16 protein-coding genes are annotated in these 26,315 nt (G+C 59.1%); 8 read left to right on the forward strand and 8 right to left on the reverse strand.

The window, feature by feature from the left end:
• Positions 1-85 precede the first annotated feature (85 nt).
• From GEV02_RS02680 to GEV02_RS02705, 6 genes are all read right to left on the reverse strand, one after another.
• Positions 86-2,716: an SNF2-related protein gene (locus GEV02_RS02680; protein WP_152836384.1), complete on the reverse strand. Its 2,631-nt coding sequence runs from the start codon at positions 2,714-2,716 to the stop codon at positions 86-88.
• Positions 2,713-4,671, reverse strand: a complete 1,959-nt coding sequence (locus tag GEV02_RS02685) for a hypothetical protein (protein WP_152836385.1) — start codon at positions 4,669-4,671, stop codon at positions 2,713-2,715. Before GEV02_RS02685 ends, GEV02_RS02680 begins: the two co-directional genes overlap by 4 nt.
• Entirely contained in the window at positions 4,661-5,890 is a 1,230-nt protein-coding gene (locus GEV02_RS02690) for a hypothetical protein (RefSeq protein WP_152836386.1), read from the reverse strand. Before GEV02_RS02690 ends, GEV02_RS02685 begins: the two co-directional genes overlap by 11 nt.
• 141 nt (positions 5,891-6,031) lie before the next feature.
• Positions 6,032-6,712 (reverse strand): PEP-CTERM sorting domain-containing protein, encoded by a 681-nt coding sequence (locus GEV02_RS02695; protein WP_152836387.1) that lies wholly within the window; start codon positions 6,710-6,712, stop codon positions 6,032-6,034.
• A gap of 19 nt (positions 6,713-6,731) precedes the next feature.
• Positions 6,732-8,909, reverse strand: a complete 2,178-nt coding sequence (locus tag GEV02_RS02700) for a phosphocholine-specific phospholipase C (RefSeq protein ID WP_152836388.1) — start codon at positions 8,907-8,909, stop codon at positions 6,732-6,734.
• Between the two features lie 650 nt (positions 8,910-9,559).
• Positions 9,560-11,152, reverse strand: coding sequence for a hypothetical protein (locus GEV02_RS02705; protein WP_152836389.1), 1,593 nt, complete (start codon positions 11,150-11,152; stop codon positions 9,560-9,562).
• A gap of 845 nt (positions 11,153-11,997) precedes the next feature.
• Here GEV02_RS02705 and GEV02_RS02710 point away from each other — a divergent pair.
• From GEV02_RS02710 to GEV02_RS02745, 8 genes are all read left to right on the forward strand, one after another.
• On the forward strand, positions 11,998-12,708 hold the full coding sequence (locus GEV02_RS02710) for a hypothetical protein (protein WP_152836390.1): 711 nt from the start codon (positions 11,998-12,000) through the stop codon (positions 12,706-12,708).
• A complete protein-coding gene (locus GEV02_RS02715) occupies positions 12,705-14,675 on the forward strand; it encodes a hypothetical protein (protein WP_152836391.1) in 1,971 nt (656 codons plus the stop codon). The genes GEV02_RS02710 and GEV02_RS02715 overlap by 4 nt, the downstream gene beginning before the upstream one ends.
• Positions 14,676-14,689: 14 nt before the next feature.
• Positions 14,690-15,703, forward strand: coding sequence for an AAA family ATPase (locus tag GEV02_RS02720; protein ID WP_152836392.1), 1,014 nt, complete (start codon positions 14,690-14,692; stop codon positions 15,701-15,703).
• Positions 15,700-17,226, forward strand: a complete 1,527-nt coding sequence (locus GEV02_RS02725; RefSeq protein ID WP_152836393.1) for a TniQ family protein — start codon at positions 15,700-15,702, stop codon at positions 17,224-17,226. The genes GEV02_RS02720 and GEV02_RS02725 overlap by 4 nt, the downstream gene beginning before the upstream one ends.
• 141 nt (positions 17,227-17,367) lie before the next feature.
• A complete protein-coding gene (locus GEV02_RS02730; protein ID WP_152836394.1) occupies positions 17,368-17,763 on the forward strand; it encodes a hypothetical protein in 396 nt (131 codons plus the stop codon).
• Between the two features lie 77 nt (positions 17,764-17,840).
• A complete protein-coding gene (locus GEV02_RS02735) occupies positions 17,841-19,163 on the forward strand; it encodes a TolC family protein (protein WP_235922614.1) in 1,323 nt (440 codons plus the stop codon).
• Positions 19,160-20,722, forward strand: coding sequence for an efflux RND transporter periplasmic adaptor subunit (locus GEV02_RS02740; protein ID WP_152836395.1), 1,563 nt, complete (start codon positions 19,160-19,162; stop codon positions 20,720-20,722). The genes GEV02_RS02735 and GEV02_RS02740 overlap by 4 nt, the downstream gene beginning before the upstream one ends.
• Positions 20,719-23,880 carry an efflux RND transporter permease subunit gene (locus GEV02_RS02745; protein ID WP_152836396.1) on the forward strand — a complete coding sequence of 1,054 codons (3,162 nt, stop codon included), beginning with the start codon at positions 20,719-20,721 and terminating at the stop codon, positions 23,878-23,880. Before GEV02_RS02740 ends, GEV02_RS02745 begins: the two co-directional genes overlap by 4 nt.
• A gap of 89 nt (positions 23,881-23,969) precedes the next feature.
• Here GEV02_RS02745 and GEV02_RS02750 read toward each other — a convergent pair whose 3' ends face one another.
• On the reverse strand, positions 23,970-24,740 hold the full coding sequence (locus GEV02_RS02750; RefSeq protein WP_152836397.1) for a DUF4158 domain-containing protein: 771 nt from the start codon (positions 24,738-24,740) through the stop codon (positions 23,970-23,972).
• Positions 24,741-25,080: 340 nt separating this feature from the next.
• Positions 25,081-26,289, reverse strand: coding sequence for an MFS transporter (locus tag GEV02_RS02755; RefSeq protein ID WP_152836398.1), 1,209 nt, complete (start codon positions 26,287-26,289; stop codon positions 25,081-25,083).
• Positions 26,290-26,315: the final 26 nt, after the last annotated feature.

Below are 26,315 nucleotides of genomic sequence, written 5' to 3' on the forward strand. Positions count from 1 at the left end.
TCTGCGAAATGACGTGGTGGTCTGAACAATATAGTCAGCAAAAACTGCCAGACATACACACTTTGTCACCGCCGAATCGATTTGCTTATTGCCTTTGCTTAGGAGGTCGAAAGTCGATATTGATTTCACCTATGGCCGCTCGCGCCTCTTCACTGAGGAGGCTCAGTTGCTCCAGCGGCAGCACTTCGCCAAACAACTGAGAACGCAGTACCTTGGCCCGCTGCTGTACGACTCTGCTGCGGGCGGCGTCGTAAGTCCCGGCCAGCGCGATCGTATGAATTTCGATGGCAGGCGCTTCGCCGCTTCCACGCCAGTCCGCGAACTCATGCATCCAGGCGCTGTCCTGACGGTCGACACGACCGATCTGCTGCTCGATACGGCCAGGATTCCAGTCCAGATGGAATAGCACTACGGTACGGCAGGCCCGATGCAGGTTGAGTCCCTCGCTGGCGATCGCCGACTGGGCGATCAGTACTTGAGGGTTCAGCTGGCGATTGTTGAAGGTGCTTTGGCGCACACGACGGGTGGAAGCCTTGACTTCTCCATACAACACCCGAGAATGCGGGCTCATGCGGAACTGGTATTTTCCGCTGCTGTCTTTTTCCAGTTCCTGTTCCACCGTCTGTACGGCGTTGCGCCAGTTAAAAGGTTTTTGCGCGGCGTCTTCGTCGCCGGCATCTTTGCCTGCAGGGTCAGCGTCCTTGAGATCCAGCAGCAACATCTCAACGGCGGCGCGGACATCGTTGCGGCGGCCACTGCCGGAAAATGCGCCCAGTGCATCGCTGGTGCAAAGCTGTTGGACCAGCCAGGTGACCAGGATTGCGCTGAGTTCCGGCGGCAGGGGCGAATTGAACTGGCTTGTTTCGTTGAAGTAGGCGTCCACGCTATCGCGGCAGGCATTGCGCAGGCTGGCGCGTTCCAGCGTGTAGCGTGCGCCGAGGCGTTTCGCATCCTCTTCAAATGCCGCGATCTGCTGCCTGGAGAATTCCATGTCCTCGCTCCGCAGCCAGCGGAGCATGTCGGGATCATCCAGGTGTATTCCGGCCGGCAGCGGAATGGGAATATCCTTGCGTATATGGCGCAGGTAATGGCGTATGTTCAGCGCCCGGTCGAGCGCAAGCATGGGGGCGATGAACTCTCCGAACACGAGGATCTTTTTCCCCGTCTGGGTCATTTCTTCGATCAAGCCGATGGCGCGGCGGACCTTGGGGTGCCATTGGAGGCTCCATTCGGGCTTGGCGGCAACATCGCCCTGGCTGGCCGTCAGTGCCTGCACTTTCTCCAGCCAATAGGCTTGCCGCTGTCGCTTCGCCTGCTCGACCGGCGACATGTCCTCGGCCGGACCGGCAGGCTTGGTCGCCATGCGGGCTTGCTCGGAGATCAGCGGCAGGGCTTGCGAATGGCGGGAGCCGGCACTTTTCAGCCGGTGCTCCGTCGCCAGCCCTTTGGATGCCACAGCGAGTCCTTCCATATACGCGAGCAGTTCCCGCTCCTCGGCCTGGAGGCTGGTCAGCGGCACGACGTGGTTCCGCATGCGGCGATGCGGATGGGCCTTGTTGTCCTGCCCGCCGTGCCGGGCAAACTTCTGGACGCAGGGATGGTCCCGCCATAGCCGGCGCGTCACGTATGGCTGCAGGCCGGACTGGAAGGCAGCCGCCGCGTCGCTAAGCTGCTTCAGTTCCTGCGCACCGCCGGTGTGCACGTTGTCGACTGCCGTGGCAAATGCCTCAACGGCCGTCTTCAGCTTGCCTATCGTTTCGTGCTGGATGCCGATCCGGTTTAGTATGCTGGTCCACTGCGAGACGTCCATTTCCATCGGCGTGGCGGTCAGGGCGACGCGTTTGGCGTCTGCGGTGACGGAGCCGGGACGGAGCAGAATATCCCTGATGCAGGCGCTCAGACGCGACTGCAGTGTGGTGCTGAGCGCTTTTTCGGTGCTGCTGTATTCGGTACCGGCCCGGTTCTTGTGGGCCTCGTCGATGACGAGCAATTCAAAGTCGCCGACCAGTTCACCGATCAGGTTGCGGAACAGGATGCTGTTTTCGTCCTCCGTCAGCGTCGCCGTCGATGCGCGACCCAGTTCCGAGCCGCGCAGTCGCTTGCGCAATGGGCCGGGCAGGTTCTTGGCAAGCCACGCGATTGCATCGTACTGCTGATCCGAGACGCCCAGTTTGCCGGTGCCATAGCCTCTGCGTTCGTCTTTCGAGATGTCATTTTTCAGCAGGAATGGCAAGGCCCAGAGATCGTCTTTCTTGACTGCGCCCAAACGCTGCGGCAAGCCGAAACGGTGCGACATGAACACAATCTTGTTCTTGTTGGAGAAGGGATAGGGCTCGTCGGCATTCTCTGCGCTGAACAGATCAGGATAGGTGCGGAGAATTTTTGGCCGGATGTCGGCGGGCGCCCATGCCAGCTTCAATTCTTGCATCTGGCGGAGAAAGCCGCGAAGCTCCTCTTCGCACCACTGATAGGTCAGTCCTGGCGGCACCATGATGGCGGCACGGCCGCCGCAGGCAACGACGCAGACCGCCAGGGCGATCGCCAACCTGGTCTTGCCGAGGCCGACTTCATCGGCAATCAGGACGCCATTTTGCTGCTGTAGCCGACCTGTCATCCAGGCCAGGGAATGCTGTTGATCGGCGCGCCAGAGCGTATCGATCGCAGCCAGTTGCCGCATATGTTCCCATACCGGGTCCCAGTCGAATGGATGCTTCAAGCGGTTCTCCTGTCGTTGTGTGGATATTCGGCGGCTTCCGTCCAAAGCGACGCTATCTCCGCCAGAAGGACTTCATATTCCGCCTTCAGCACGGGGCTCTCCGCCAGCCATGGGGGCGCGAATCCAGTTTCGGTGAGCGCGGAAAACAGGTTGACGCCGGTGCTGCGCATGGCTTGCCGGTCGGGCTCCGAGAACTGTTCCAGCAACAGCATGCGCAGTTGATTGAGCCAATATGGAAACTGGTTCTGGTCCAGCTTGTTATTGCGCTCGGCGATCGCCTCCACCATGCTGGCCTGCATCCGCAATGGATAGCCGGATGTGGGATCGAGCGAAGCGCTGCGCGGCGTGCTTGTCCGCTTCTTTGGGGGCGCGTCGGATTCCTCCGGCAGCACGGCGGGGAAGACCATCAGGGCACTCAGAATATCGTCCACGCTGAGCGGTGGAGGCGGCTGCCGGCTGAGCAATCCATGCTCGCCTAGCACGGCGACTTCGTGGATGATGGGGTCCGGATTTTCCAACGTTGGCGCCAATCGGACCTGCACCAGCGCGGGGGATGCGTTGCAGGGCAGGCCATGCGCCGCACAGTCGGCGGAAATGTCGACCCAGTCCGACAGATGGCTTATGCGCAGCTGGAACGGCTGGTAAGGTTCCGACACGCCGAGGAAAGTCATCTGTCCCTGGGCGAGTCGGACAAACAGGATGGGCGGCGGAGCCAGCGGGCGCAGCAGCGCCTCGTTCTCGCCGCTGCTGATGTTCTTCAGCGCCTCACTATCGAACTGCTCGCCGCAGGCCAGCGCGCGCCAGATATGCGGCACCGACTGGTCCTCGCTGACGACGATCCCGGCCTCGACGTTGCCGGCCTGCCGGCGTGTCGAGGGCGCCAACGCCGCGCTCGACAGCAGCCCCATTTTCGACAGGTTGCCGGAGCCGATATAGATCGCCGCCACGGTGGCGGTATCGCTGTTGCTATGTTGGACCCGGCGGAGGCCGGCAATATATTTCGCGTGCAGGCGCACGCGGCCGCCAGCCTGGCCGTCGTTCAGCAAGGGATCGCTTGGATAGCACAGGCTCCAGCCGTCCAGATCGGCTTTGCCGCGCGGTGTCAGATTGCCGACTACCCAGCTGGCCAGGGCTCCGGCCTGCTGGGGATTTGCGACCAGGTAGCGGCTGCCGGGATTGCCCAGTTCTTCCAGCCTGCGCAGAACTTCGGGCTTGGCCTGACTGGCGGACGGTTGCTCATAGAATCCCGATCCAGCCACCAGCGTCGTGATGCCGGACGAGGGGAAGCGCTGCGCAATCTGGTCGAACAGGGCATGTTTCAGGCTATGGATGAAACGCGGCGTTTGGCGTGCAGGAACGTCTCCGATTCGCTCGCGCCATTGCTTCAGCCAGGCGGTGGCGGCGCCTTCGCCGCTCAACACTTCGGCATTGCCGGGATAGAGGGCAGACGTCATGCTGGTGAAGAAGGAGAATGCGGCGGCTATATCGGCGCGCTCGTCCCGCATTTGACTTGGTGACGTGGTGATGTCGTATTCACAGGACCAATACATGTCGATCTGCGCGCCGTTGCCCCAGCTTTCGCCGGTCCAGTTTCCGCTGGAGACCAACAGCCGGAACATTTCTGGCGCGGCAAACGGCGCACTGGAAAAGCCCAATAGCGCCACTTTCGCGTGCATCAACGTCGTTTGTGCGGACCATTCAGGCAGCGGACAATGGCGCAACTTCAGCATGCCGGGGACGGGCAGGGCGCTCATGCCGCTGGACGCATCGAGCATGAGCAGGGCACGCACGACGCCGGAAGCGGCGCGCTGCGTTTGCGGTTCGGCAGTGAAGGCGCACATCATGCGCTCCAGCACATCGATGTCGGCCGAGAGGCCGCAGACGAGCATGTGCGTGCCATATTGCCCGGCGGGCGGCGTAAACAGGGCTTCCAGGTTGCTAGGTTTATGCTGCATGATGCGCTCCCGCCAAAATATCGTGATGCAAGCGCTGCAGGCGCAGCAGGGGGCGCGGTATCGTGCCGCTCTCTTGCAATGTCTCGCCTTCGGTGCTGTCGTCCGCGACTGCCGCGAGCAGATTGGAGCTTGCGCCGGGCACTCGCTCCAGTCCGTAGGCGTAGACGTACAGTACGGTAGGCACCCGCTGAGCCAGTGCGCGGATCCGTTTTTCGAGCGTAGTGCCGCCACTTTGCTCCGCGCAGAACGTCAGAACTTCAGCCGGCACATCGGGCAGACTGGCGAGCTTGGCTTCCAACGTTCTGCAACATGACTCCAAGTGAGTAAAGTCGGCTTGCACGGACGCCGCCGCAGTCAGATCGTCCCAACTTTGGCGTGTGGTCTTGCAGGCGTTGGTCAAGTTTTGTGCAGCCTTCAGGGCGGCGGCGCGTAGCCTTTCAAAGGCAAAACAGGCGTCGAGCTGGCTGCGATGCACATCATCGGTCATCTGCCGGAGCAGCGTAAGCTGGCCTTCCGACGTCTGCAGTTCTGCGATGTCGAAGCCGGATGCGGCGAAAAGTGTCAGAAGTTGCGCGCGGCGGGCATCCTGCATAAGCTGATCCTTGACGATGCTTATTTCGGACGGACTTGCCATGCCGGGCAACAGCAAGCGCTTGATCTCTTCGGTGACTTTCGTTAGCGCCTCATTCGGATTACTGATGAGCCTGCGCATGCGATCGCCGCCCTGGCTGTGGTCCAGCGCGGCCCGCGCCAGCAACCGGCCTGGCTCGGACAACTGAAGCGCATTAAAGCGGAATTCGGCTTGCACGCAAAAGCCCAAACCGGGCAGGGCGGCCGTCGCCGCGCGCCTAAACGGAACTGTGACATAGGCGCCAGCATCAGTGACGGCGCCGAAGGACAACTGGTTCACTTGCGCGAATTTGCGTCGGCCCTGGATGCGCTGGTCTTTTTCGTAGAGCTTACTTTCCCGTTTGACGGCGATCCACCCGGCAAAGGCCTCCATGGCTTCGGCAATTTTTGCCGCCATTGCAGGTTGTTCGAATTCTTCCGCGAAACTGATTCCCAGACAGGCCCAAGACAGCTGGCGGACAAATGATGCGCCCCCCAATCCGGGCACGGCCCAGTCGTTGAAGGCAAGAATTGCCGCCCTCAGTCCAAAGTCCAGCCGCAGGCGGGTTTGCGGTAGTTCCGCCGGCTCGATCACTCCCCAATTTGCCATGGTTCTCCTTCGCTATTGCTGTTGCTCTAGTATCTCATGAGAAACATTTGCAAGGAGAAAGAAATTGGGGGGAACGCAGTCCCCGTGGTTGTTTGCTCGAAATTTCAGCAAACAACCACGGGTGGTTTGAAATGACCCCAATTACGATATATGCGCGCGCGTATTGCGGCGGAGCACCCCGACCAGCATGCCCAAGCCCAGCAAGTACATCGACGCCATGCCCGGTTCCGGTACCGGGCTGGCTATCTCCCGCGCGATGAAGGACAGGTTATCCGCGTAGCCATCGTTGTCGTTCGAAGCGAGACGTTCCATCGACAGCCAGAACGACAGCTTGCTGGTGCCAGCAGGCATGATCCCCACGGCCTCCCGGTAGAACAGGCCGGTCTGGTTGCCGCGATCCTGCGGGGTGACGGGACCGATTGCGGCGTTTCCTATCGCATTGTTCGCCGCATCGAGAAACTGCACATAGAACAGGGCGTTGTCGCCCTGGGCGGCCCAGCCGCCGAGCCATCCGCTCAGGGAATAGGAACTGTTCTGGGCCGTCGGCACGCCGAAGTCCAGGGTCTGAGTGCCCACGGCGTACTGTCCGAGGCCGGCGAACATCTTCTTTCCGCGATTGACCGGGCCAGGCTGGGTGGGCAGCACCCAGTTGCTGCCATAGTCCACCGACTGGACCATGTTGTAACCCGGGTAGTCGCTCCAGCCGCTCAGGCCTGCCTCGGCATCGCCGTTGACTATGAGGTTCTGACCGTAGATGACGTCAGCCTTGCCACTACACGCCACGGCGAACAAGGCCGCGGCAAGGAAAAATCTGCACTTCATGAAAAGCTCCTTATAAAAGTCAAATGACGCGGTACTGGTCAAGTTGCGCTGCCCCGCGCATCGCGGGGTCGCTGATAGACGGCAAGCCGTTTTCCAGATGGCCGGCAAAGCGGCGCATCCAGCCCGGCAAGCCAGCCACACGCAGGCTGTAGTCGTACCAGTTGGAACTCGATGCCAGGGGAAGCCGGACCGCGCTCCTCGAACGTGCGACGACGCGCACTTCCAACGGCTTGCTCGCGTAATACTTGTTCGCGGTGAGTAAGAAGGTGCATGGCTGTGCGCCATTGTTGACCAGGTCAATGACCAGCTCGCCGGCGCTGCGTTCGGCGCGCAGGCTCATTTCCGGCCATGCAGCGTTGCCGTCACCGCGCACGTCGCCGACGATGTGGCGATGAAAGCCGTTCGGTCCCAGTACCCAGAGATCGTAGGCGGATGTAGTGTTCCAGCGGCCCTTGAGCTGTTTGCCAGGTTCGACCGTATAGCGGCGCGGGACCTGCTCCAGCGCCAGGCGGTCATACACATGAAACACCGCCCCGGCTTCGCCCAGGTTGTCGAAACTGAGTTCCACCTGGCCGCCTCCGACCGGCACCTGTGCCTGCACCTGGAGTTCGTAGGGCAGGGCGCGCGCCGGACGCACGCCGGCAGCCTGGACGGGTGCCGTCAGAGTGGTCGGCGTTGCGGGTACCTTGGTGTTTGGCAGGCTCAGCGCCATCGAACGGCGCGCAGCCGTTTCCGGCAGCAGCTGCTTGAAGCCGTTGTCGTTCGGGTTGGCGAAGTCGAAACAGGACAACAGGTTGCCGCTCACCGCGCGGCGCCACGGGCTGATCAGCGGCTCGCGCACACCGAAACGCGCCTCGATGAAACGCACCACCGAGGTGTGGTCGAAGACTTGCGAGTTCACCCAGCCGCCCTTGGTCCATGGCGAGATGACATACATCGGAACGCGCGGCCCGAGACCGTAGGGGCGATGGTGCGTCCGTGCATCGGCGCCGTTGAGCACGTGATGGTACTCGCCGGTCGTGTCGACGGTCGACGCACCGGCGAGCTGCGACTGCGCCGGATTGCTGGCGTAACTCGTGTACGCAGGGACCGCCGGCGGGGGCATGTGGTCGAAGAAGCCGTCATTCTCGTCGAAGTTGATGAGCAGGACCGTCTTGCTCCAGCTGTCGGGATTGGCGGTCAGGGCGTCCAGCACGCGCGCGATGTAGTCGGCGCCCGACGCAGGACTGGAGGGACCCGGGTGTTCGGAACCTTCGGCGGTCGCGACGACCCAGCTGACCTGCGGCAGGCGGTTGGCAAGCACGTCGGCCTTGAGCAGGTCGATGTCACGCGTGGTGGTGCCGCGATCGCGCAGGGATTGCGAATAGCCAGGCCGGCGATACCACGCGTTGCGGAAAGAGCGGAATCCCGCCAGCGAGTTATCGGTGAAGTTGTCCGCCATGTTCTGGTAAACCTGCCAGCTGATACCTGCCGCTTCGAGTCGCTCCGGATAGGTGGTCCACAAGTAGTCGGTGGACATGTCCGGATTGAAGTCGTCGCGGCTGTTGTCGGTCGAGGGACCGCCTGCAGCCGCCAGGGGATCGTTGTGACCGCTGAACAGAAACAGCCGGTTTGTGTTGGTACCGGTCTGGGTTGCGCAGTGATAGTGGTCGCAGATGGTAAAGGCACGCGCGAGCGCGAACTGGAAGGGAATGTCGGCGTCGGCGTAATAGCCCATCGCGTGGTTCTGCTTGACCGTGCACCAGTCATTCATGCGTCCGTGGTCCCACGCCAGCTGGGCGTCGAGCCAGGCATGAGGCGTCCCGGCCACGCGCATGACGGGAAAGTCCTGCACCGTGTTGAGGCGGAATGGCGCGATGGCGCTGCCCTGGGGCCAGTTGGGCCGGCCAGGCACGGGCGCCCCTCCGACAGAGCGCTGCACGAAGACCGATTTGCGATTGAAGAGATTTTGCCGGTCCATCACAGGAATCGGAAAGGGATCACCGAATCCCCTTACTCCTTCCAGGGTGCCGAAGTAGTGGTCGAAACTGCGGTTCTCCTGCGTCAGCACGACGATATGCTCAACGTCCTGCAGGCTGCGGGTGCGCTGGTTGGCGGGGAGGGCCAGCGCTTTTTGGATGGACGGTGGAAAGGTCGCAAGCACGGCACTTGCGCCGGCCGACTTGCCCATCTTGCGGAGGAAGTCACGTCGGCTCATGCATGCACCTGCGTGCGTGCGAGCGCGAATTTGAAAATATGCATTTGATTGATCCAGGTCGATTGTCAGGGAAACATGAAAACTGAAGTCATGCAGGCAACAATTTACGTAACAACGATGAAATGTTGATGACATGGCATGCAATTGATAGCATTTCACATATTTCGGTAACAATCCTGGCGAGGCGCCTCCGGAGACCGCTGAGAATATAAGTCTCGGTACAATGTTCACTCAATCAACTATGGCGGTGAGCCTGGAATAAACTCCCTATGCGTTCTTTTATCCCGAGCTTATTGGATAACGACTCTGCTGGTGCCTACACGCGTAGCTGGATGACGGTGCGCGAAGAGCCATCCTCGTACGATTACTTGATCTTCGCCAAGTTATATCTGAAAGATGGGATCGAGCCCCGGAATTTGGTCAATGCCGTGGGAAATTGGCAGAGAAGGGCGTCCAAGCCGGAGGCTGATTTGCATCCTCGAACCGCGCAATCCTGTGGTGATAAAGCGCGCACCATAGCTTACTAGCCACAACGGCAGCAGCGGCGATAGGCGAACAGCGCTACTCGTTCGTATTCGGCGGCGGGTTCTTCGTATGATGCTTTATTGCCGCCCACGATGTCGATGTCCTGAGCATTCACTCCCGCGAAGTTATATGTCTGTTTCCGCAACAGGACATTTAACGGACTTTGCAGGATTCACCTGGACCGCCCGTTGGTTGGCATCCAGCGCCCATGCGCTGACAGGCTTAGGAGGGGTGCCATATGGGGTTTCGTTAGCAATCAGGATCAACACGACGTTCTTGTTCTTGCCTTGCGAGCAGTTTCCCTGAATCGCGTAACCTTGGTTAGGCGCACGCGGAGGCAAGGGAATATCCACCACTTTCAGCGGCGACTTTGCCAATTCAGACGCATTCATATTGCCTTGGACCGGATTGTCGATCACAAACACGGCGGCATCCGTATGGGAATAGGGACTCCCGTCTATCGACGGAGCACGCTTGGTGAACACCGTCAAGGCCTTGCCCGCTATCGTGGCACTGGACACGGCATCCCAATTGTTTTTCAGCTCTTTGCGCGTGGGGATACTGTCAGCCTGTGCCATTTCAGCCGCGTTCCCATTTGCCGCAACCTTGCCTGTGGCATCCTTCGCTTCTGCCGGCGTCGCCTTGAACTGGTAGCGGCCATCGAAGGGCACATCGCCCCAGTCGCTAGCACAATGTTCGGCATGCAGTTGAACACTGCCACTGCCGCGTCTCACCGTCAATTTGCAGTTTCCGGCATTGAACTGCCAGCCGCCGGGGCCGTCGGCCAACTGGCCTTCTCCGATACCGGAACGCAGATTGCCTGCCTTGCCTTTTTGCTGCACCTCCAGCTCAAACTTTCCCTCCGCCGAGACGGTGAAAGTGCGTTCAAAATTGCGGTCGGAAGCATCATAAACGCCTGCGGCAGGGTAGGCGCCAACTGCGCCTTTGTAACCCGTCTCTGCCGGCGGCTGCGCGGTGGTCGTCACGACTGCCGCCCCTGCATTATTGGCGGTCGAAACGCCGCCCTCGCCATTACTGGAAACGCCAGACACCCACACGCGCATAGTGTCGTGAGGATAATCCCAGTCGTAACCCATCTGGATAAACATGGAACCAATGTAATAGACGCCGCCGCCGGCCATGAAACTGCGGGCCACCGGATCGTTCGGATACGGCTTGGACGGTGCTACCGGTCCATCGTCGCGCACCTGGCCGGAACTTTTGTTGTAATTCATCTTGGCCGGCCACGGACTGCGCACGCTGACAAAACTGATGTTATAGGCCAGATCGTTGGCGCACATGCGCAGATTGTCGAACTTTTCACTCTTGCGTTCGCTGGTCCACAGCGTCACGTTGTAGTTCACACATTCGTTTGGCGTATTGGTCCGATTTGACCACTGATCCAGCGTCTTGGCGTACCCGGTAATACGAATGGCCAACTTGGGAAACGCGGGCGGATTCATATCGTCCTTGACCGGATAGGCCTTCAAAATATCCTTGAGTTTGGTATCAGTCAATTTTTGATAATTGGCGGACGTAGCTGCATTGCCTTGCTCACCCTCCTTGGCGCCGATCCCATTCTTGTTCAAGGCCTTGTTGACACCGTTCTTGATCATGGCGCCCAAATCAAATGTGGACTTGGTTTCATCGGCATGGGCTGTCATCGCAAAGGCCACTGCGAGTGCAGCGACTAGTGATTTGGGGATCGAAATTTTCATGAGGGAAAGGTTAAGGAAAGGAAGGGAAAGGCATGCGAGTATGTGAGAATTTTATGTCACAACTTAATGAATATTTATCTATTTTCAATATTGTATAAAAAATACAACAGTCATTAGATCGGGCCCCGGGTGCAGGGCTGTGCCACCGTTTAGCGGTGACATGCTTACTATGCAGAGAAGCTCAACAGGCTATGAGTAAAGACACGAGAGCGCTCTTACCTAAAAGTGATACATAGGTATTAGGTGCCATCCTAGGGAGGTGTGGGTGCCGCTCAAATTTCGTAACCAATTTTACGTAACGGCGCTTTTCCCAGAATAGTCTTGGCGAGTCGTCCTTTACCTAAATATGAATACGTCAAGCAGTAGCTTTTTTGATTACGTAAATGTACGTGCCCCGAATAAGCGCTGGTTGTTCTACCGCCCTAAATTGCACCGGTTCAGCCTTCATCACGGCATACGCCTCGCATGCGTGCACTTATGCCAGAACACGCTGTCATCGACAGGGCTCACCACCATTGTGCACTCCGCAATTCACTGGCGACTGCACCAGCACGATTACTCATATCCGCTGCTCAGTGAATTTATTGTGTCTCCCGCCACAGTAGCGGAGACAGCCAGCAGATGCTGGCGGCGCAATATCAATGATGTCGAAAGCTATGGCGAGATGCCATTTTTCACAGAACTCTGGATATACATCAGCGTATGTCGAACGAGGAGTGCTAGGTTGGATGATGTGACTTGGCCAAGGCAAGATGGCGGCCTCTTGCAAATACAGGCCAGCAAATAGACCCATAAAAAACTGAACCGCATGCAGCGGGAGCAGTACGCCTGTCGGAGGATACGCCATGACACACGAAATGACGGAGTCGCAACACATTGTTGATCAATACCAGCGCCGAGTATCGACCAGGCCGGTTTTACGAAACGAGCGTCAGCCAAAGTCCAATATATGGTTCTTTGACTCTCCAAAGAACAACTGCCGAAGCATCATAGAAGGCGATCTACCATTCCTCTATGCGGTCCTTCTTGAGGGAGATGTTAGCGTCGCGTCCTATCAGGTCTCTCCCGAACCGTTTATCGTCCAGGCGGGAGGAGCAAGTACGCTCGTCGCAGTGGGCGCGCGCGTTCAACTGATCAATAGGACCAGCCAGTGGTGGGACTTCAGACGCCTGGAAGGACTATCGGCAGCGAAAAGGAAGGCGGCTCTTAAGAACGAGGGAAAATCTGCGCTCGCCCAAAGCGTGGGCGTCGAGTATCACATCAAGACCGACATCGATTTCCGCGGCCAAGAAACCGCGTTCGATAACTGGTTGTTGCTATGCGCGGCGATCACCAGGTGCCGCGGTCATCTACTTGTCCGGGAAAGGCAACATCTTTCCCGGTACTTAACTCAGCACGAAACAATGACCTTATCCACTCTGCTGGACATTCAAGACATCGATGCCGCCTACATGAATGCCGTTGTCGCCTTGAGCCTGCAGCAGGGAATTGTCAGTACAAATCTTACTACTCAGCTATATGGTCCGCACTCGATCCTTCGAAGAGGCAACCAATGAACGCCCGCCGACATCGCATCCGGATACCGACGGCATATCAGGATATGACGCTGTGGCCGAAACCCGATACATCGGCGTGGGAGAGAAGGGCGCAAGACTCCTTCGATAAAAAAAGGCAGGCGCTCGTCTTATATGGCGAAGGCGCTAGCCTGGATCAGATCACTACCGAGACCGGCATTCAGCGAAATGAGGTGCATCGTCTCATCCGTCGCTGCCTGGCACTCGCCAGCGACGGGCAAATCTTCGGTTATAGGGCGCTCGTCCCTCGAACTCGGGTCAAGGGATACAACCGTAGGGCCGAGGTCGATCACGTCAAAGGAAGTGGCTCGGGCGGCTGCGCGGGAGCGCTGTCAAAACTCTTCGACCGCTTTCCAGAAATCGAGGAGCTTGTTGTCGACCTGTTTTGCAAACAAGGTGCAAAGGAAACGATGAATGAATCGCGTATTAGTATCAGCAGCATCCATGATCAATTCAAGTGCAAATTGAGGGAGTTGGGGTTTACGGACTCCGACTGGCCATTTAGTACCAGCAACTGCGGCTATAAAACTTTGTTTAAGTATTGCCAGACCTTGCGCCTTACCAAGCGGCACGAGACTACAGGTGCGCGAGCTGGCGTTGAAGCTGCATTGCGTGATCCGGTCGGCAATGGCAATAGGAGCATCTTTCCCAAGCTGCGCCCCTATGGCGCAGTGCAGCTCGACTTCCATAAAGTGGACGCAGCGTCGGTCATCTTAATCACCAATGACTATGGCAAAGTAATGGAGGTACCTTTATCCCGCTGGCATTTCGGACTATTGGTTGAAGAGTTTTCCCGCGCTATCCTCGGCTATGCGGTGGTACTGGAATTGACACCGAGTGCCGACAGCACGCTTGAGATAGTCAGCAACGCATTGTCGTCCTGTCAGCCAGAATTCATTCCCGCCTTTTCGTCGGATAACGGCAGCTTCGTCATTAATCAATTGATGCCTGAACTGCAGTATCAGGCGTTCGCGGCTCTCAAGGTGGACAACGCTTGGTCAAACGCAGCGCACGAGGTGGTGAACAATATCATTGATACGATCGGTTGCGCCGTCAATTTTGGTCCGGTGCGTGCCTGGTTCCGACGCGACCTGATCGAAAAAATTCTAGGAGAACTAACCCGGCGCGGCTTGCAGCGACTTCCGTCCACGCATGGAAGCGGGCCGAAAGATACGCGCATAGATCATCCCAACGAGCAGGCAGCGAAATTTCGGATCACACTCCGGGACCTTGTCGATATCTTTCAACGCTGTATCCAAGAACAAAATATATCTGATACGGAGGGGCGTCAGTTCAGTGCTCCTGTGCAGGTTCTTCAGAACGCGCTTGCTAAGCCGGCGAGTGGATTTTTCCGTCAGCCGCTGCCAAAGACTGTGCAGGCGCATGCCAAGTTGATGATGCACATTGAGGAAGCGACCGTACGAGGCAACATCGAAAAAGGTGTTCGTCCTTACTTTACGCTTAGCCGGCACAGGCATACCAATGAAATGCTTGCAAATTCTTTTCACCTTATAGGCAAGAAGCTCGTCGTCTACTTAGATCGGCGCCTTGCGCGAGTAGTCTACGCGACCGTAAAGGATACCGGACAAGACTTGGGGCAGATGAGGTTATCCGGTCCATGGGCCAAGAGTAACTGTTCCTGGCGAGACCGCAAACTCATGATCAATTCTGGGTTGGCGTTGAGGTACGGTTCAGTAGGGGGCGATCCACTCGACCGTATCAAGCAGGGTAAAGAAGAAGACCTAAAGCAGCGGAAGAAGTCACAGCGAAAAAAGTCTTCACGCACAGCGCTCGACATCGAGCGGATCGAAGCTCACCAACGCAAAGTTGCCAAGATCCCCGTCGAGAATCCAGCCCCCGCACAGCCCCTGCCCAAACCGGCGGCGGCCACAGTTAACGTATCCCCCATAGACCGCTTCGGCCTAAATGACATCCCAAAAATTGATTAGTGAAGGAGCATGCCATGCTTAATGAAATGCCCGACCAATCAGCCGGCACGCAAGAGAGCAAGGGTTTGCTATCCCATCCTCTGTTTGACCATACGGTGCTTTTGCGGACAAATCCAAGTGACGAACTCTATCTTGCGATTAAGCGCATCATTATCGTCCGTGAGACGGGCTGCGTATTCACGGGGGCGCACCGCATCGGCAAGACGGATGCGCTAGATCGCGTAAAGGCGATGCTGCACCAACAATATCCGTCGCTGTGCATCTACTCGCATGACGCGCATAATCAGCAGCTCCCCTCAGTCCGCGCATTCTTCAAACATTTCCTTTCGACAGTAGGTCACGCCGAGAAAAAAGGCGAGACGTATGACCTGCGCGAGCGACTGGTCAATGTGCTGGTGGACGACGCTCGGACATCCGGATCGGGCTTGGTGGTCATGTTCATCGATGAAGCGAGCGCCATGTTGCTGGCTGACTTCCTGTTCCTCAAGGATGTCTTCAACGACCTGTCACGTCAGAGGGTGCAGTTAATAACGATATTGATGGGGCAGGCACCAGACATGCAGCATGTCATTGACGACCTGATCGCTCGCGGCCGCGGAGACTTGGTTGCGCGGTTTACGAATCGGGTAATTGAATTCCGAGCATTCAATTGTATCGACGATATCTGGACCATTTTAAGCGGCATCGACACCCGCGAACACCCCGTTGGGTCGGCAATTTCATGGACGGCGTTTTTCCTGCCACAGGCTTACCAAAAAGGCTTTCGACTGATCGACCAATCCCAGCATTTCATGGATGCGATCCTGGCGAACGTGAGTGGACTCGCACCTCAGCAAGTCGCTTTTCCAGCCGGAGCGACGTTTCTTGCTATCCGAAAATTCTTGCTTAGTGCCGCAGCATACGACGCGTTCAACATCAAATTGCCGGATGACATCTGGCATGCGGCAGTACGTGACTCGTTGTTGCAGGAGGCGATCGCCCGCATGAATAGCAGTCCGGTCCGCAGGGCGAAAAGGGGAAAACGATGACCGCCCAAGTAGCGGGCCAACGACGTCGATGGGCGGGAGCCGATCTCATACCGCTACCGTTTGAATCAACATCAAGCGCCACATTGCTTTTTGCATGGATCAACGTGATGACCTTTAAAACAATGCGGCAATATCCCGAACTGCGCAAGCTGATGTTTAATGCCGGCGGCTTTCGTGTAAAAGACGAAGCCGGATTTCCTATCATAGATAGCAGGAGCGTCTACCCTCTGGAGTTCGGCATTCCAGAGGTTGATCGCTGCTGGATCAGCTCGCGCTTTCGGTATTGTCCCTTGTGCCTAGAGGCGGGATATCACAGCGTGCTGTTTCAGATTCTTCCGCTGACCTGCTGTCCATTTCACCGCGTTCCCTTATCAGATCGATGCCACTGTTGCGATGCCAACACTCCAGACATCCGCGACGCAAGAATATTCATCAAACCTTATTGTTGTGATCGCTGTAAAAATCCTTTGGGCGGCGTAATTCCTAGCCTTGAGACTCATACGGATTTTCGTAGCATATTCGCCCAAGTGCAGAGCGCGTTGCAGCCTTACAGCAGTTGGTGGCTTGCTGTCAAAACCGCCCACCGACATTTAAGTGTCGACTACTACGACGCGTCTGAAACACAGAAAAGGCGATGGTGGAATTCGACAGAGTTCGCCAAGGCCGTTGTGTACAAACAAACTCCCCGGCGTGAATTCGTCCCACCGTCCCGATACCCCGAAGAGCAAGTAGTGACTATCAATTGGGTTTGCCGGTACGCCGATCACGTTCCAGCATACTCTGCAACCTCATCCGCTTCCAGCTATGGCGAAGCCATGTACCGGTTCACACTGGCTAGGCTCAGACGATGGATCACGCGCGAAGATGGACTATCGGCCAAGGAGTTCAACGACCTGGTTGTGCGACATAATTTTTCGGAACGCTCAACCTGCTCGGTGCGACTGCGAGCTTTTGTAGCGTTTCGCTGTCATATGGAAAGCCGCTTTGTTCTGGGAGGCGCCAATAATCTCGTCTCGCAGGACAATGCTGTGTTGAACGCAGGGCTCTTTCAAAACGTCGCGAGTTACGGAAGTCGCACCGCGCGCCTGGAGTGGCTGGCGACGTTCCTAGCCTTGTACGCATCCTGGCATGCCCGCATGGCACACGGAATGGAGAGCGATCTCCATTCCGTATGGGAGGAGGCTCCGTTTTATGAAAAACATCTCTGCGCCTATAGCAGGTTCTTCCAAAGTTACGACATTGAACCGGAATTCAAATATGGCCAACCTAGCTTCGCATACGAGAATCGTCAGGCGTGGTTCGAAGGAGAAGTCAGCTTTTTGAAGGTCGAGGGAATGTCGCTATGGCCTTGGAGTAGGAAAGACAAGGCAGCCCGGGAGCAGCACCATTTTCACGCTGATCGCCGTTTTCCATCCGATTATCTCCAGGAGAAACATATTTCCAATCCCAGTGGGCATTGGTACGTTAAAAATGTCCGCAAGTTTATTCCAGCCGGTTCTTGGCCGCCTCCTCAAGCTTATTAAGCGTCATGGACAGGCTCTCGGTATCCGAACCTGGTGATGGGCTTTGTCATCAGCTTGATCGTCCTTTCGGCGCACGCCGAATTTTACGTTTGCAGTGATGAAGGGGCGAGTCGCTCTATGTTGTGCTAACATTTGCAGATCATGAAACTGTCACAACCTACGCGCATGATCGCGGCCATCATTATGCTGTTCAGCTTGCTGTTTGCTCAGCTGGCTGTATCCGCATATGCCTGCCCGGTGTTGGACAAGGCGCAGACGGTAGAGGCGGTTGGCATGGCAAACATGCCCGGTTGCACCGACATGAGCATGGACAAGAGCAGTCCTGCGCTGTGCGGGGCGCACTGTGATACAGGCCATCAGTCGGCAGACATTTCTGGCACACCAGCTGTCCAGCCGTTCATGGCCTGCAGCCTGGAAGTCGTCCTTCCTAACATCGAACGATCCGCTCTACCGCTTGCTTCCTCACTCGAATCTGTTCCGCTGACGCGTGCCACTGCGCCCCCACTGGCCATTCGGCATTGCTGTTTCCGCATTTAATCTTCCAGAGCGCCTAGTTCTCCGCCGCCTCGCCTCCTTGGCGCGCGCGGTGTTGTCCATCGCATTCTGGAGATACCATGTCATCCCCGTTTTCCGTGCATTCCAATGCGCGCATTTTCCGTCTTCGGTTCGTACCGAAGGCAGCGCTCGCGTTCCTCGCCGTCATCCATGGCGGACTGGCGGCGCAGCCGCTGACACTCGGCGAAGCGCAACTGCGGGCCGCCGCCCGCTCGCGCCAACTCGGCGCCCAAGACCAGGCTGTCGCCGCAGCCAATGACATGGCGGTCGCCGCCGGCCAGCGCCCCGATCCTGTGCTGAAGGTCGGCATCGACAATTTACCTGTCAGCGGTGCTGACCGCCTTAGCCTCGGTAACGACTTCATGACCATGCGTCGGATCGGGCTGTCGCAGGAGCTGACGCGCTCCGACAAGCTGCACTGGCGTTCCGCGCGCTATCAGATCGAAGGCGACAAGGCCCAGGCGCAAAAGGACGTGGCGCTGGCAGCCATCCAGCGCGATACCGCCGCCGCCTGGCTGGAGGTCTTCTACACGGAGCAAATGGCCAGCGCTGTCTCCGCCCAGGCGGCCGTATCGCGCCAGGAAATCGAAGCGGCCGAAGCAGCCTACCGCGGTGGGCGCGGCAGCTCGGCCGATATCCTCGCGGCCAGGTCCGCATTGCTCGCGCTCGATGACCGCGCCAGCGAGATCCGGCGCCGCCAACGCGCCGCCCACGTCATGCTGGCCCGGTGGACTGGCGAAGAGACCTCGGTGGCGGGTGCGCCGAATATCGACCGTATTCGCCTGAACCCAACCTCCCTCGACACCGATCTCGCCCACCACCCTGAGATCGCTGTCTTGAACAAGCAGGAAGATATCGCGCAAGCCGACGCCAACTTGGCAAGGGCAAATCAGCACACCGACTGGAGCGTCGAAGTCGCGTTCCAGCAGCGCGGATCTGCCTACTCGAACATGGTGTCGGTCGGTATCTCGGTGCCGCTGCAATGGGACCGGAAGAACCGCCAGGACCGTGAGCTGGCCGCCAAACTCGCCCTGGTCGAGCAGACCAAGGCGGAGCGCGACGAAATGCTGCGTGAACATGTCGCCGCGACCCGCACCCTGATCATCGCGTGGCAGAGTGGCCGGGAGCGAATTTCCCGCTACACCCGCGAATCGTTGCCGCTCGCTGCCGAGCGTAGTCAAACGGTGCTGGCCGCCTACCGGGGCGGGAAAGCGACCTTGGCCGAAGTGCTGGCCGCCAGGCGTGGCGAGGTTGAGCTCCGTCTGCAAGCGCTGGAGCTTGAACTGGAGACCGCGCGCCTGTGGGCGCAACTGAACTTCCTCTTTCCCGACGGCGGAGCCGCCCAGCATTCCGCCGCCAACAGCACCCAGGAATCCAAATGAAAAACAATAATATTCTCGCGGCAATCGTCGCCGTTGCCATCGCGGCCGGCGGATACAGCGCCTACCGGCTTGGCGTGCATCAGGGCATGCAGCTCACGCCCGCAACGGGCGAAGCTGCGACCGTCGCCGGCGGCACCGGCAAGAAGCCGCTCTACTGGCACGACCCGATGGTGCCCGGGCAGAAATTCGACAAACCCGGCAAGTCGCCGTTCATGGACATGCAGCTCGTGCCAGTCTATGCCGGCGCCGATGGCGACGACGGCTCCGTCACCGTCAACCCGCGCGTCCAGCAGAACCTGGGCGTGCGGACGGCCATTGTCACTGCCGGCAGGCTACCCTCCGGTATCGTCGCGGTCGGCAGCGTCGCGTACAACGACCGCGACGTGGCGCTGGTCCAGGCTCGCAGCAACGGTTTTATCGAGCGCCTGTATGTGCGCGCCATACTCGATCCGGTCAAGCAAGGACAGCCGCTGGCCGAACTGTATGTCCCCGACTGGATCGCGGCACAGGAGGAATACCTGGCCGCCCGTCGCATGCAGGGCGGCGACACGGCGTCGTTGGTCGACGGCGCCCGCCAGCGCATGCGCTTGGCCGGCATGACCGATGGGCAGATCCGGCTGGTCGAATCGACCGGCAAGGTCCATCCGCGCATCACCATTTCCGCTCCCATCAGCGGCGTGGTCGCGGAGCTTGGCGCCCGCGAAGGTATGACCGTGGCGTCGGGCGCGCAGCTGTTCCGGATCAACGGCCTTTCCACGGTTTGGGTGAATGCGGACGTGCCCGAGAACCTTGCGGCCAAAGTGCGGCCTGGCGACGCCGTCGAAGCTCGCTCGCCGGCACTGCCGGGAAGCGTCTTCAAGGGCAAGGTCGGCGCGGTCTTGCCGGAGGTGAGCGCCGCCACGCGCACGCTCAAAGCAAGGATTGAGCTGGCGAACAGGGGAGGGCAGCTGGTCCCCGGCATGTTTGCCACGATCACCTTCGCTTCCAGTCGCGACGCCGACGTGCTGCTGGTGCCGTCCGAGGCGGTGATCCAGACCGGTACGCGCAGCGTTGTCATACTTGCTCAGGACGGTGGAAAGTTCCTGCCGGTCGATGTCGAACTCGGTGGAGAAGCCAATGGTCAAACAGAGATCCGCAAGGGTTTGACCGTCGGACAGAAGATCGTCCTGTCAGGCCAGTTCCTGCTCGATTCCGAAGCCAGCCTGAAGGGAACGACTACCCGCATGGGTGACGCCCAGTCCTCCGGATCAGCTCCTGAGGCGCCGCTTCATCACGGCCAAGGCAAGGTCGAACGTATCGGCAAGGACGAGATCACCATTTCCCATGGTCCGATCCCAACCTTGCAGTGGGGTGCGATGACCATGGGGTTCAAGACACCGCCAGCGGGCCTGCCGCGCAATGTCGGCGTGGGCGACCGTGTGGCTTTCGACATCAAACCACGCCAGGACGGCACCTTCGAGATCGCCACGATTTCGCCAGTCGCGGACGCGCCCGTCGCCAATGATAAGTCCATGGGCACCATGAAAATGCCTCCAGTGCCGGCGGGAGTGAAGAAATGATCGCGAAACTGATACGCTGGTCGATCGCCAACCGCTTCCTGGTCTTGCTGGCGACGGTGTTCATCGCCGGATGGGGAGTATGGTCGCTGGCGCGCACGCCGCTCGACGCGATCCCTGACCTATCCGATGTGCAAGTCATCATCCGCACGACCTATCCGGGCCAGGCGCCGCAAATCGTCGAGAACCAGGTGACATATCCGCTCACTACCACCATGTTGTCGGTGCCCGGCGCCAAGACGGTGCGGGGCTATTCCTTCTTCGGCGACTCCTTCGTCTACATCCTGTTCGAGGACGACACCGATCCCTACTGGGCCAGGTCCCGGGTGCTGGAATACCTGAACCAGGTGCAATCGCGCCTGCCGACACAGGCGAAGACGGCGCTCGGCCCGGATGCGACCGGCGTGGGCTGGATCTACGAGTACGCGCTGGTCGACCGCAGCGGCAAGCTCGACTTGTCACAGCTGCGCGCCTTCCAGGACTGGTTCCTGAAGTTCGAGCTGAAGGCGGTGCCGAACGTCTCCGAGGTCGCCAGCGTGGGCGGCATGGTGCGTCAATACCAGATCGTGCTTGATCCCGACAAGCTGCGCGCCTATTCCATCCCGCACGGAAAGGTGATCGAGGCCGTGCAGCGCGCCAACCAAGAAAGCGGCGGCTCGGTGATGGAGCTGGGGGAGGCGGAGTACATGGTGCGCGCGTCCGGCTACCTTCAGTCACTGGACGACTTCCGGAAAATTCCCTTGACGACCACGGATGCTGGGGTGTCGGTGCTCCTGGGCGATGTGGCGCGCATACAACTGGGGCCGGAAATGCGGCGCGGGATCGCCGACCTGAATGGCGAAGGCGAAGTCGCGGGTGGCGTGATTGTCATGCGCTCCGGGAAGAACGCGCTGGAGACCATCGAGGCCGTCAAGGCCAAGCTCGCCAAACTGAAATCCAGTCTGCCAGCCGGCGTGGAGATCGTTCCGGTGTACGACCGCTCCAATTTGATCAAGCGCGCGGTCGACAATCTGCAGCACAAACTGATCGAGGAATTCATCGTCGTCGCGGTAGTCTGCGCGATCTTCCTGTTTCATATCCGCTCGGCGCTGGTGGCGATCGTATCGCTGCCGCTGGGGATATTGATCGCCTACATCGTCATGTCCTATCAAGGTGTGAACGCCAACATCATGTCCTTGGGCGGCATCGCGATCGCCATCGGCGCCATGGTCGATGCCGCGGTTGTGATGATCGAGAACGCCCACAAGCATATCGAGGCCTGGAATCATGCCCATCCGGGCCAAAAGCTGGCCGGCGACGCACAATGGACGGTGATCGGCGACGCAGCGGCCGAGGTCGGCCCAGCGCTGTTCTTCTCGCTACTAATCATCGTGCTCTCCTTCATTCCAGTGTTCACGCTGGAGGCGCAGGAGGGGCGGTTGTTCGCGCCGCTGGCCTTCACGAAAACCTACGCGATGGCGGCGGCGGCCGGCTTGGCGGTCACGCTGATTCCGGTGCTGATGGGCTACCTGATCCGGGGCCGCATCCCCGACGAACAGAAAAACCCGCTGAACCGGTGGTTGATCGCGCTCTACCGTCCCTTGCTGGAAATCGTGCTGCGTCGCCCGAAGACAACCCTGGTCGCCGCGGGCGTGATCGCGCTGGCGACGATCTGGCCGATGTCGCGCCTGGGCGGCGAATTTATGCCTCCTTTGGACGAGGGCGACCTGTTGTACATGCCATCCGCCTTGCCGGGCATCGGCGCTGGCAAGGTGGCGCAACTGCTGCAGCAAACCGACCGCCTGATCAAGACGGTACCCGAGGTGCAATCCGTGTTCGGCAAGGCAGGCCGGGCCGAGTCGGCCACCGATCCGGCGCCGCTGGAAATGTTCGAAACAACCATCCAGTTCAAGCCGCGCGACCAGTGGCGACCGGGCATGACCACCGATAAGCTGGTCGAAGAACTCGACCGCATTGTCAAAGTGCCGGGGCTGTCCAACATCTGGGTGCCGCCCATCCGCAACCGCATCGACATGCTGGCCACCGGGATCAAGAGCCCGGTCGGCGTCAAGGTGGCCGGCGCGAGCCTGAAGGAGATCGACCGCATCACCGGGGAGATTGAGCGGGTCGTCAAGCGCGTGCCCGGCGTGTCGTCGGCTCTCGCCGAACGGCTCAACGGTGGGCGCTACGTCGATATCCATATCGACCGCGACGCGGCGGCGCGCTATGGCCTGAACATCGCCGACGTGCAAAGCATCGTGGCCAGCGCCATCGGCGGCGACAACGTCGGCGAGACGGTTGAGGGTCTGCAGCGCTTTCCAATCAATGTGCGTTATCCGCGCGAAATACGCGACTCGGTCGAGAAATTGCGGGAGCTGCCGGTGCTGACCGAGCGCGGCGCGCAGATACGGCTCGGTGACGTGGCAACGATCCGTATCAATGATGGCCCGCCGATGCTCAAGAGCGAGAACGCACGCCTGTCGGGCTGGGTGTACGTCGATATCCGGGGCCGGGATCTGAGCTCCGCCGTGCATGAAATGCAGCAGCTTGTCGCCAAAGAGGTCGTTCTTCCGGCAGGCTACTCGGTGTCCTGGTCCGGCCAATTCGAATACCTGGAGCGCGCGACCGCCAAGCTCAAGGTCGTCGTCCCCATGACTTTGCTCATCATCTTTGTGTTGCTGTATCTGACCTTCAAACGCGTCGACGAGGCGGCATTGATCATGGCAACGTTGCCGTTCGCGCTGGCAGGAGGCATCTGGCTGCTGTGGGCGCTGGGACATAATCTGTCGGTCGCAAGCGGCGTCGGCTTCATCGCGCTGTCGGGCGTGTCGGCCGAATTCGGCGTGATCATGCTGCTGTATCTGAAGCACGCGTGGGAAGCCCGGCTGGCGCAAGGCACTCCAGGCGAGGCCGACCTCCTTGACGCCATACGCGAGGGCGCCGTGCTGCGTGTCAGGCCGAAGGCGATGACGGTCGCCGTGATCATCGCCGGGCTGGTTCCGGTCATGATCGGATCGGGTACGGGTTCCGAGGTGATGCAGCGTATCGCCGCGCCGATGGTCGGCGGCATGATCACCGCGCCGCTGCTGTCGATGTTCGTCGTGCCCGCAGTGTATTTGCTGCTACGGCGCAGGTCTATCCGCGCAGCGGTCGCCTCGACACCACGGAGCGATCGTCCATGAAACCCGTCACGCTGCCCGGTGTCCGAGCGCGATGGAGCCGGCGCCGGCGAGCGCCAGGCCCACGCTGAGATAGTCGTTCCACGTCGGCGTCACACCGTCACGAATTGGCTGCGTTTCACAACCGGGGTATGAGCGATGGCCGGCAGCTGCGTCGCCCAGCTCTTGAGCCATTGGAGGTGCTCAAGATACTGCCGCACTTCCGTGTTGGTCGGTTTCTTGGGATCTTGCTTGAGCTGCTGCCAGCCGCTGACACCTGGCGGCGCGGCCGGAACCAGCATCGCGTCAAACCGGGCGATGACAGGCGACGCAAGTGGTTCGACGAGGCCCTTGAAAAAGCCGTCGTTAACTTCGCTGCGCGCAGTCAATGCCCGTCGATGGAGCGTACTAAATGCAGGCAGCTCGAAGCGCTGACGCACCAATTCTTCAATGACCACATTGATGATATCAGCCAGTTCGTGCTTGGTTTGGGCCGCCTCGGTGGCCGCGTTCTGAATGGCGGAATAAGTATCGTCGTTGATTGGCCTGATTTTCAGGTATGCCCTGATGGCCTCCATCCAGCGCTGGCGTGAATTAGGTCGTTTCTCTTCGGCTTGAAGATCCCTTGCCGCGATCGACCGCGCGCCGATCGCCTTTCCGAGAAACGACACAATTGCGGCCGGAACCTCGTCTAACAAGGGAAAGTAGCCCAACTTCTGCACCGTTTTCAATAACAGTGCGAGATACAGCCGGGCCGGCTCAGTGCGGGCATTGCGACGAATAAATTTGTGGTCCTCGTCACTAGGGCTATATACGTCTTCCAGTTCGCGCTGCGTCAGCTCCGGTTTGAAACGCGGATACGCAGTTTCATGAATGCTGCTCAAGGCTCAGGCTCCTATGTGGTTGAACCACGTACTTCATGCACACCCGGCAGCATGCGGGCAACAGTCAATGCGCGGCTGGACAAAAAGCACAATGCAGAACTTAAAACGTCGACAATTCTATATGCAGAATCAGGCAGTGCAGCAACTACTGAAAAATTATTTATGCGCCATTACCGTAATCGATACGGCCGCCAGAACAGATGACCCGAATACAGTTCAAATTTGACCCATCGAAGGTCATGCCTGACCTTCGGTAGGTAAAAAAATGACGATGACGGTCGAGGCGATGCAAGTTAGCCGACGTCAAAAATTCACGCCGGCTCCCAATGGTGGATGCTCGTTACTTGACTTGCTTCGACTCTGGTCGGTGTGGATACACCGACAGCCCGATCAGCGCTACGACACAAAAGCCGGCGCCGGCACGGAACGTCCAGGCAGCCCCAACGCTATCCCATAGCAGCCCTGCCACGATACTGGCGATCAGCATTGCGATACCGCTCACCAAGTTGAAAAAGCCATAGGCCGTGCCACGCAGATCTGCAGGTGCCGTGTCCGCCACCATCGTCGCCAGCAACCCCTGCGTAATACCCATGTGAATACCCCAAAGCGCGACGCCCGGAAGCACGACCGCCCAATGATCGGTCTGGGCCAGCACCAGATCGGCGGCGATCAGCACGATCAGCCCGATTGCCAGCAGGCGGGTATGACTCATGCGGTCTGAGAGCTTTCCAAACGGATATGCGGAGACGGAATAGACCACGTTCATCGCCACCATGACCAGCGGCACCAGCGCGACAGGCACGCCGCCTTGCTGGGCACGTAGGACCAGAAACGCTTCGCTGAAGCGGGCCATCGTGAACACCGCGCCGATTGCGACCACCCACCAGTATGCACTGCCGAGGCGTTTCAGGTTTTCCCTGCGAATGGGGTTGGTACGTTTGGCCGTATGGTGCCGCTCTGGCTCGCGTACACCCAAGAAAAGCAAAGCCACTGCCAGCATGCCAGGAACGACCGCCACCCAAAACACTTTCCTGAAATCGTTGGCCCATAGCAGCATCAGTCCGACCGCAAGCAGTGGGCCGAGGAACGCGCCGACTGTGTCGAGGGACTGGCGCAGGCCAAAGGCGGCGCCCCGTAAGTGTGGCGGAGCGATATCAGCGACCAGCGCGTCGCGCGGCGCTCCCCTGATGCCTTTGCCAACCCGATCGAGCAGCCTGGCGGATAGCACCATGCCGCTCGTGCTGGCGATGGCAAACAGCGGCTTGGTCAGCGCCCCCAGGGCGTAACCAAGCACCGCCAGCCCTTTACGCCTGCCGAGATAGTCGCTCAACGTGCCTGAAAACACCTTGACGATCAGCGCGGTGGATTCCGCCATGCCTTCAATGACGCCCACAGTGAGGACGCTGGTTCCCAGCGTTCCCACCATGAACATCGGCAGCAAGCTATGGACCATTTCGGAGGAAATATCCATCAGCATGCTGACAAAGCCCAGCACCCAGACGCCGGCCGGGATCTGGTTCAATATTCCGCCGGTTGCTTTTATGCCCATCGCGCTTCCTATTGATGATTGTGCGG

It is taken from the genome of Rugamonas aquatica (assembly GCF_009380215.1).
Lineage (GTDB): Bacteria > Pseudomonadota > Gammaproteobacteria > Burkholderiales > Burkholderiaceae_D > Rugamonas > Rugamonas aquatica_B.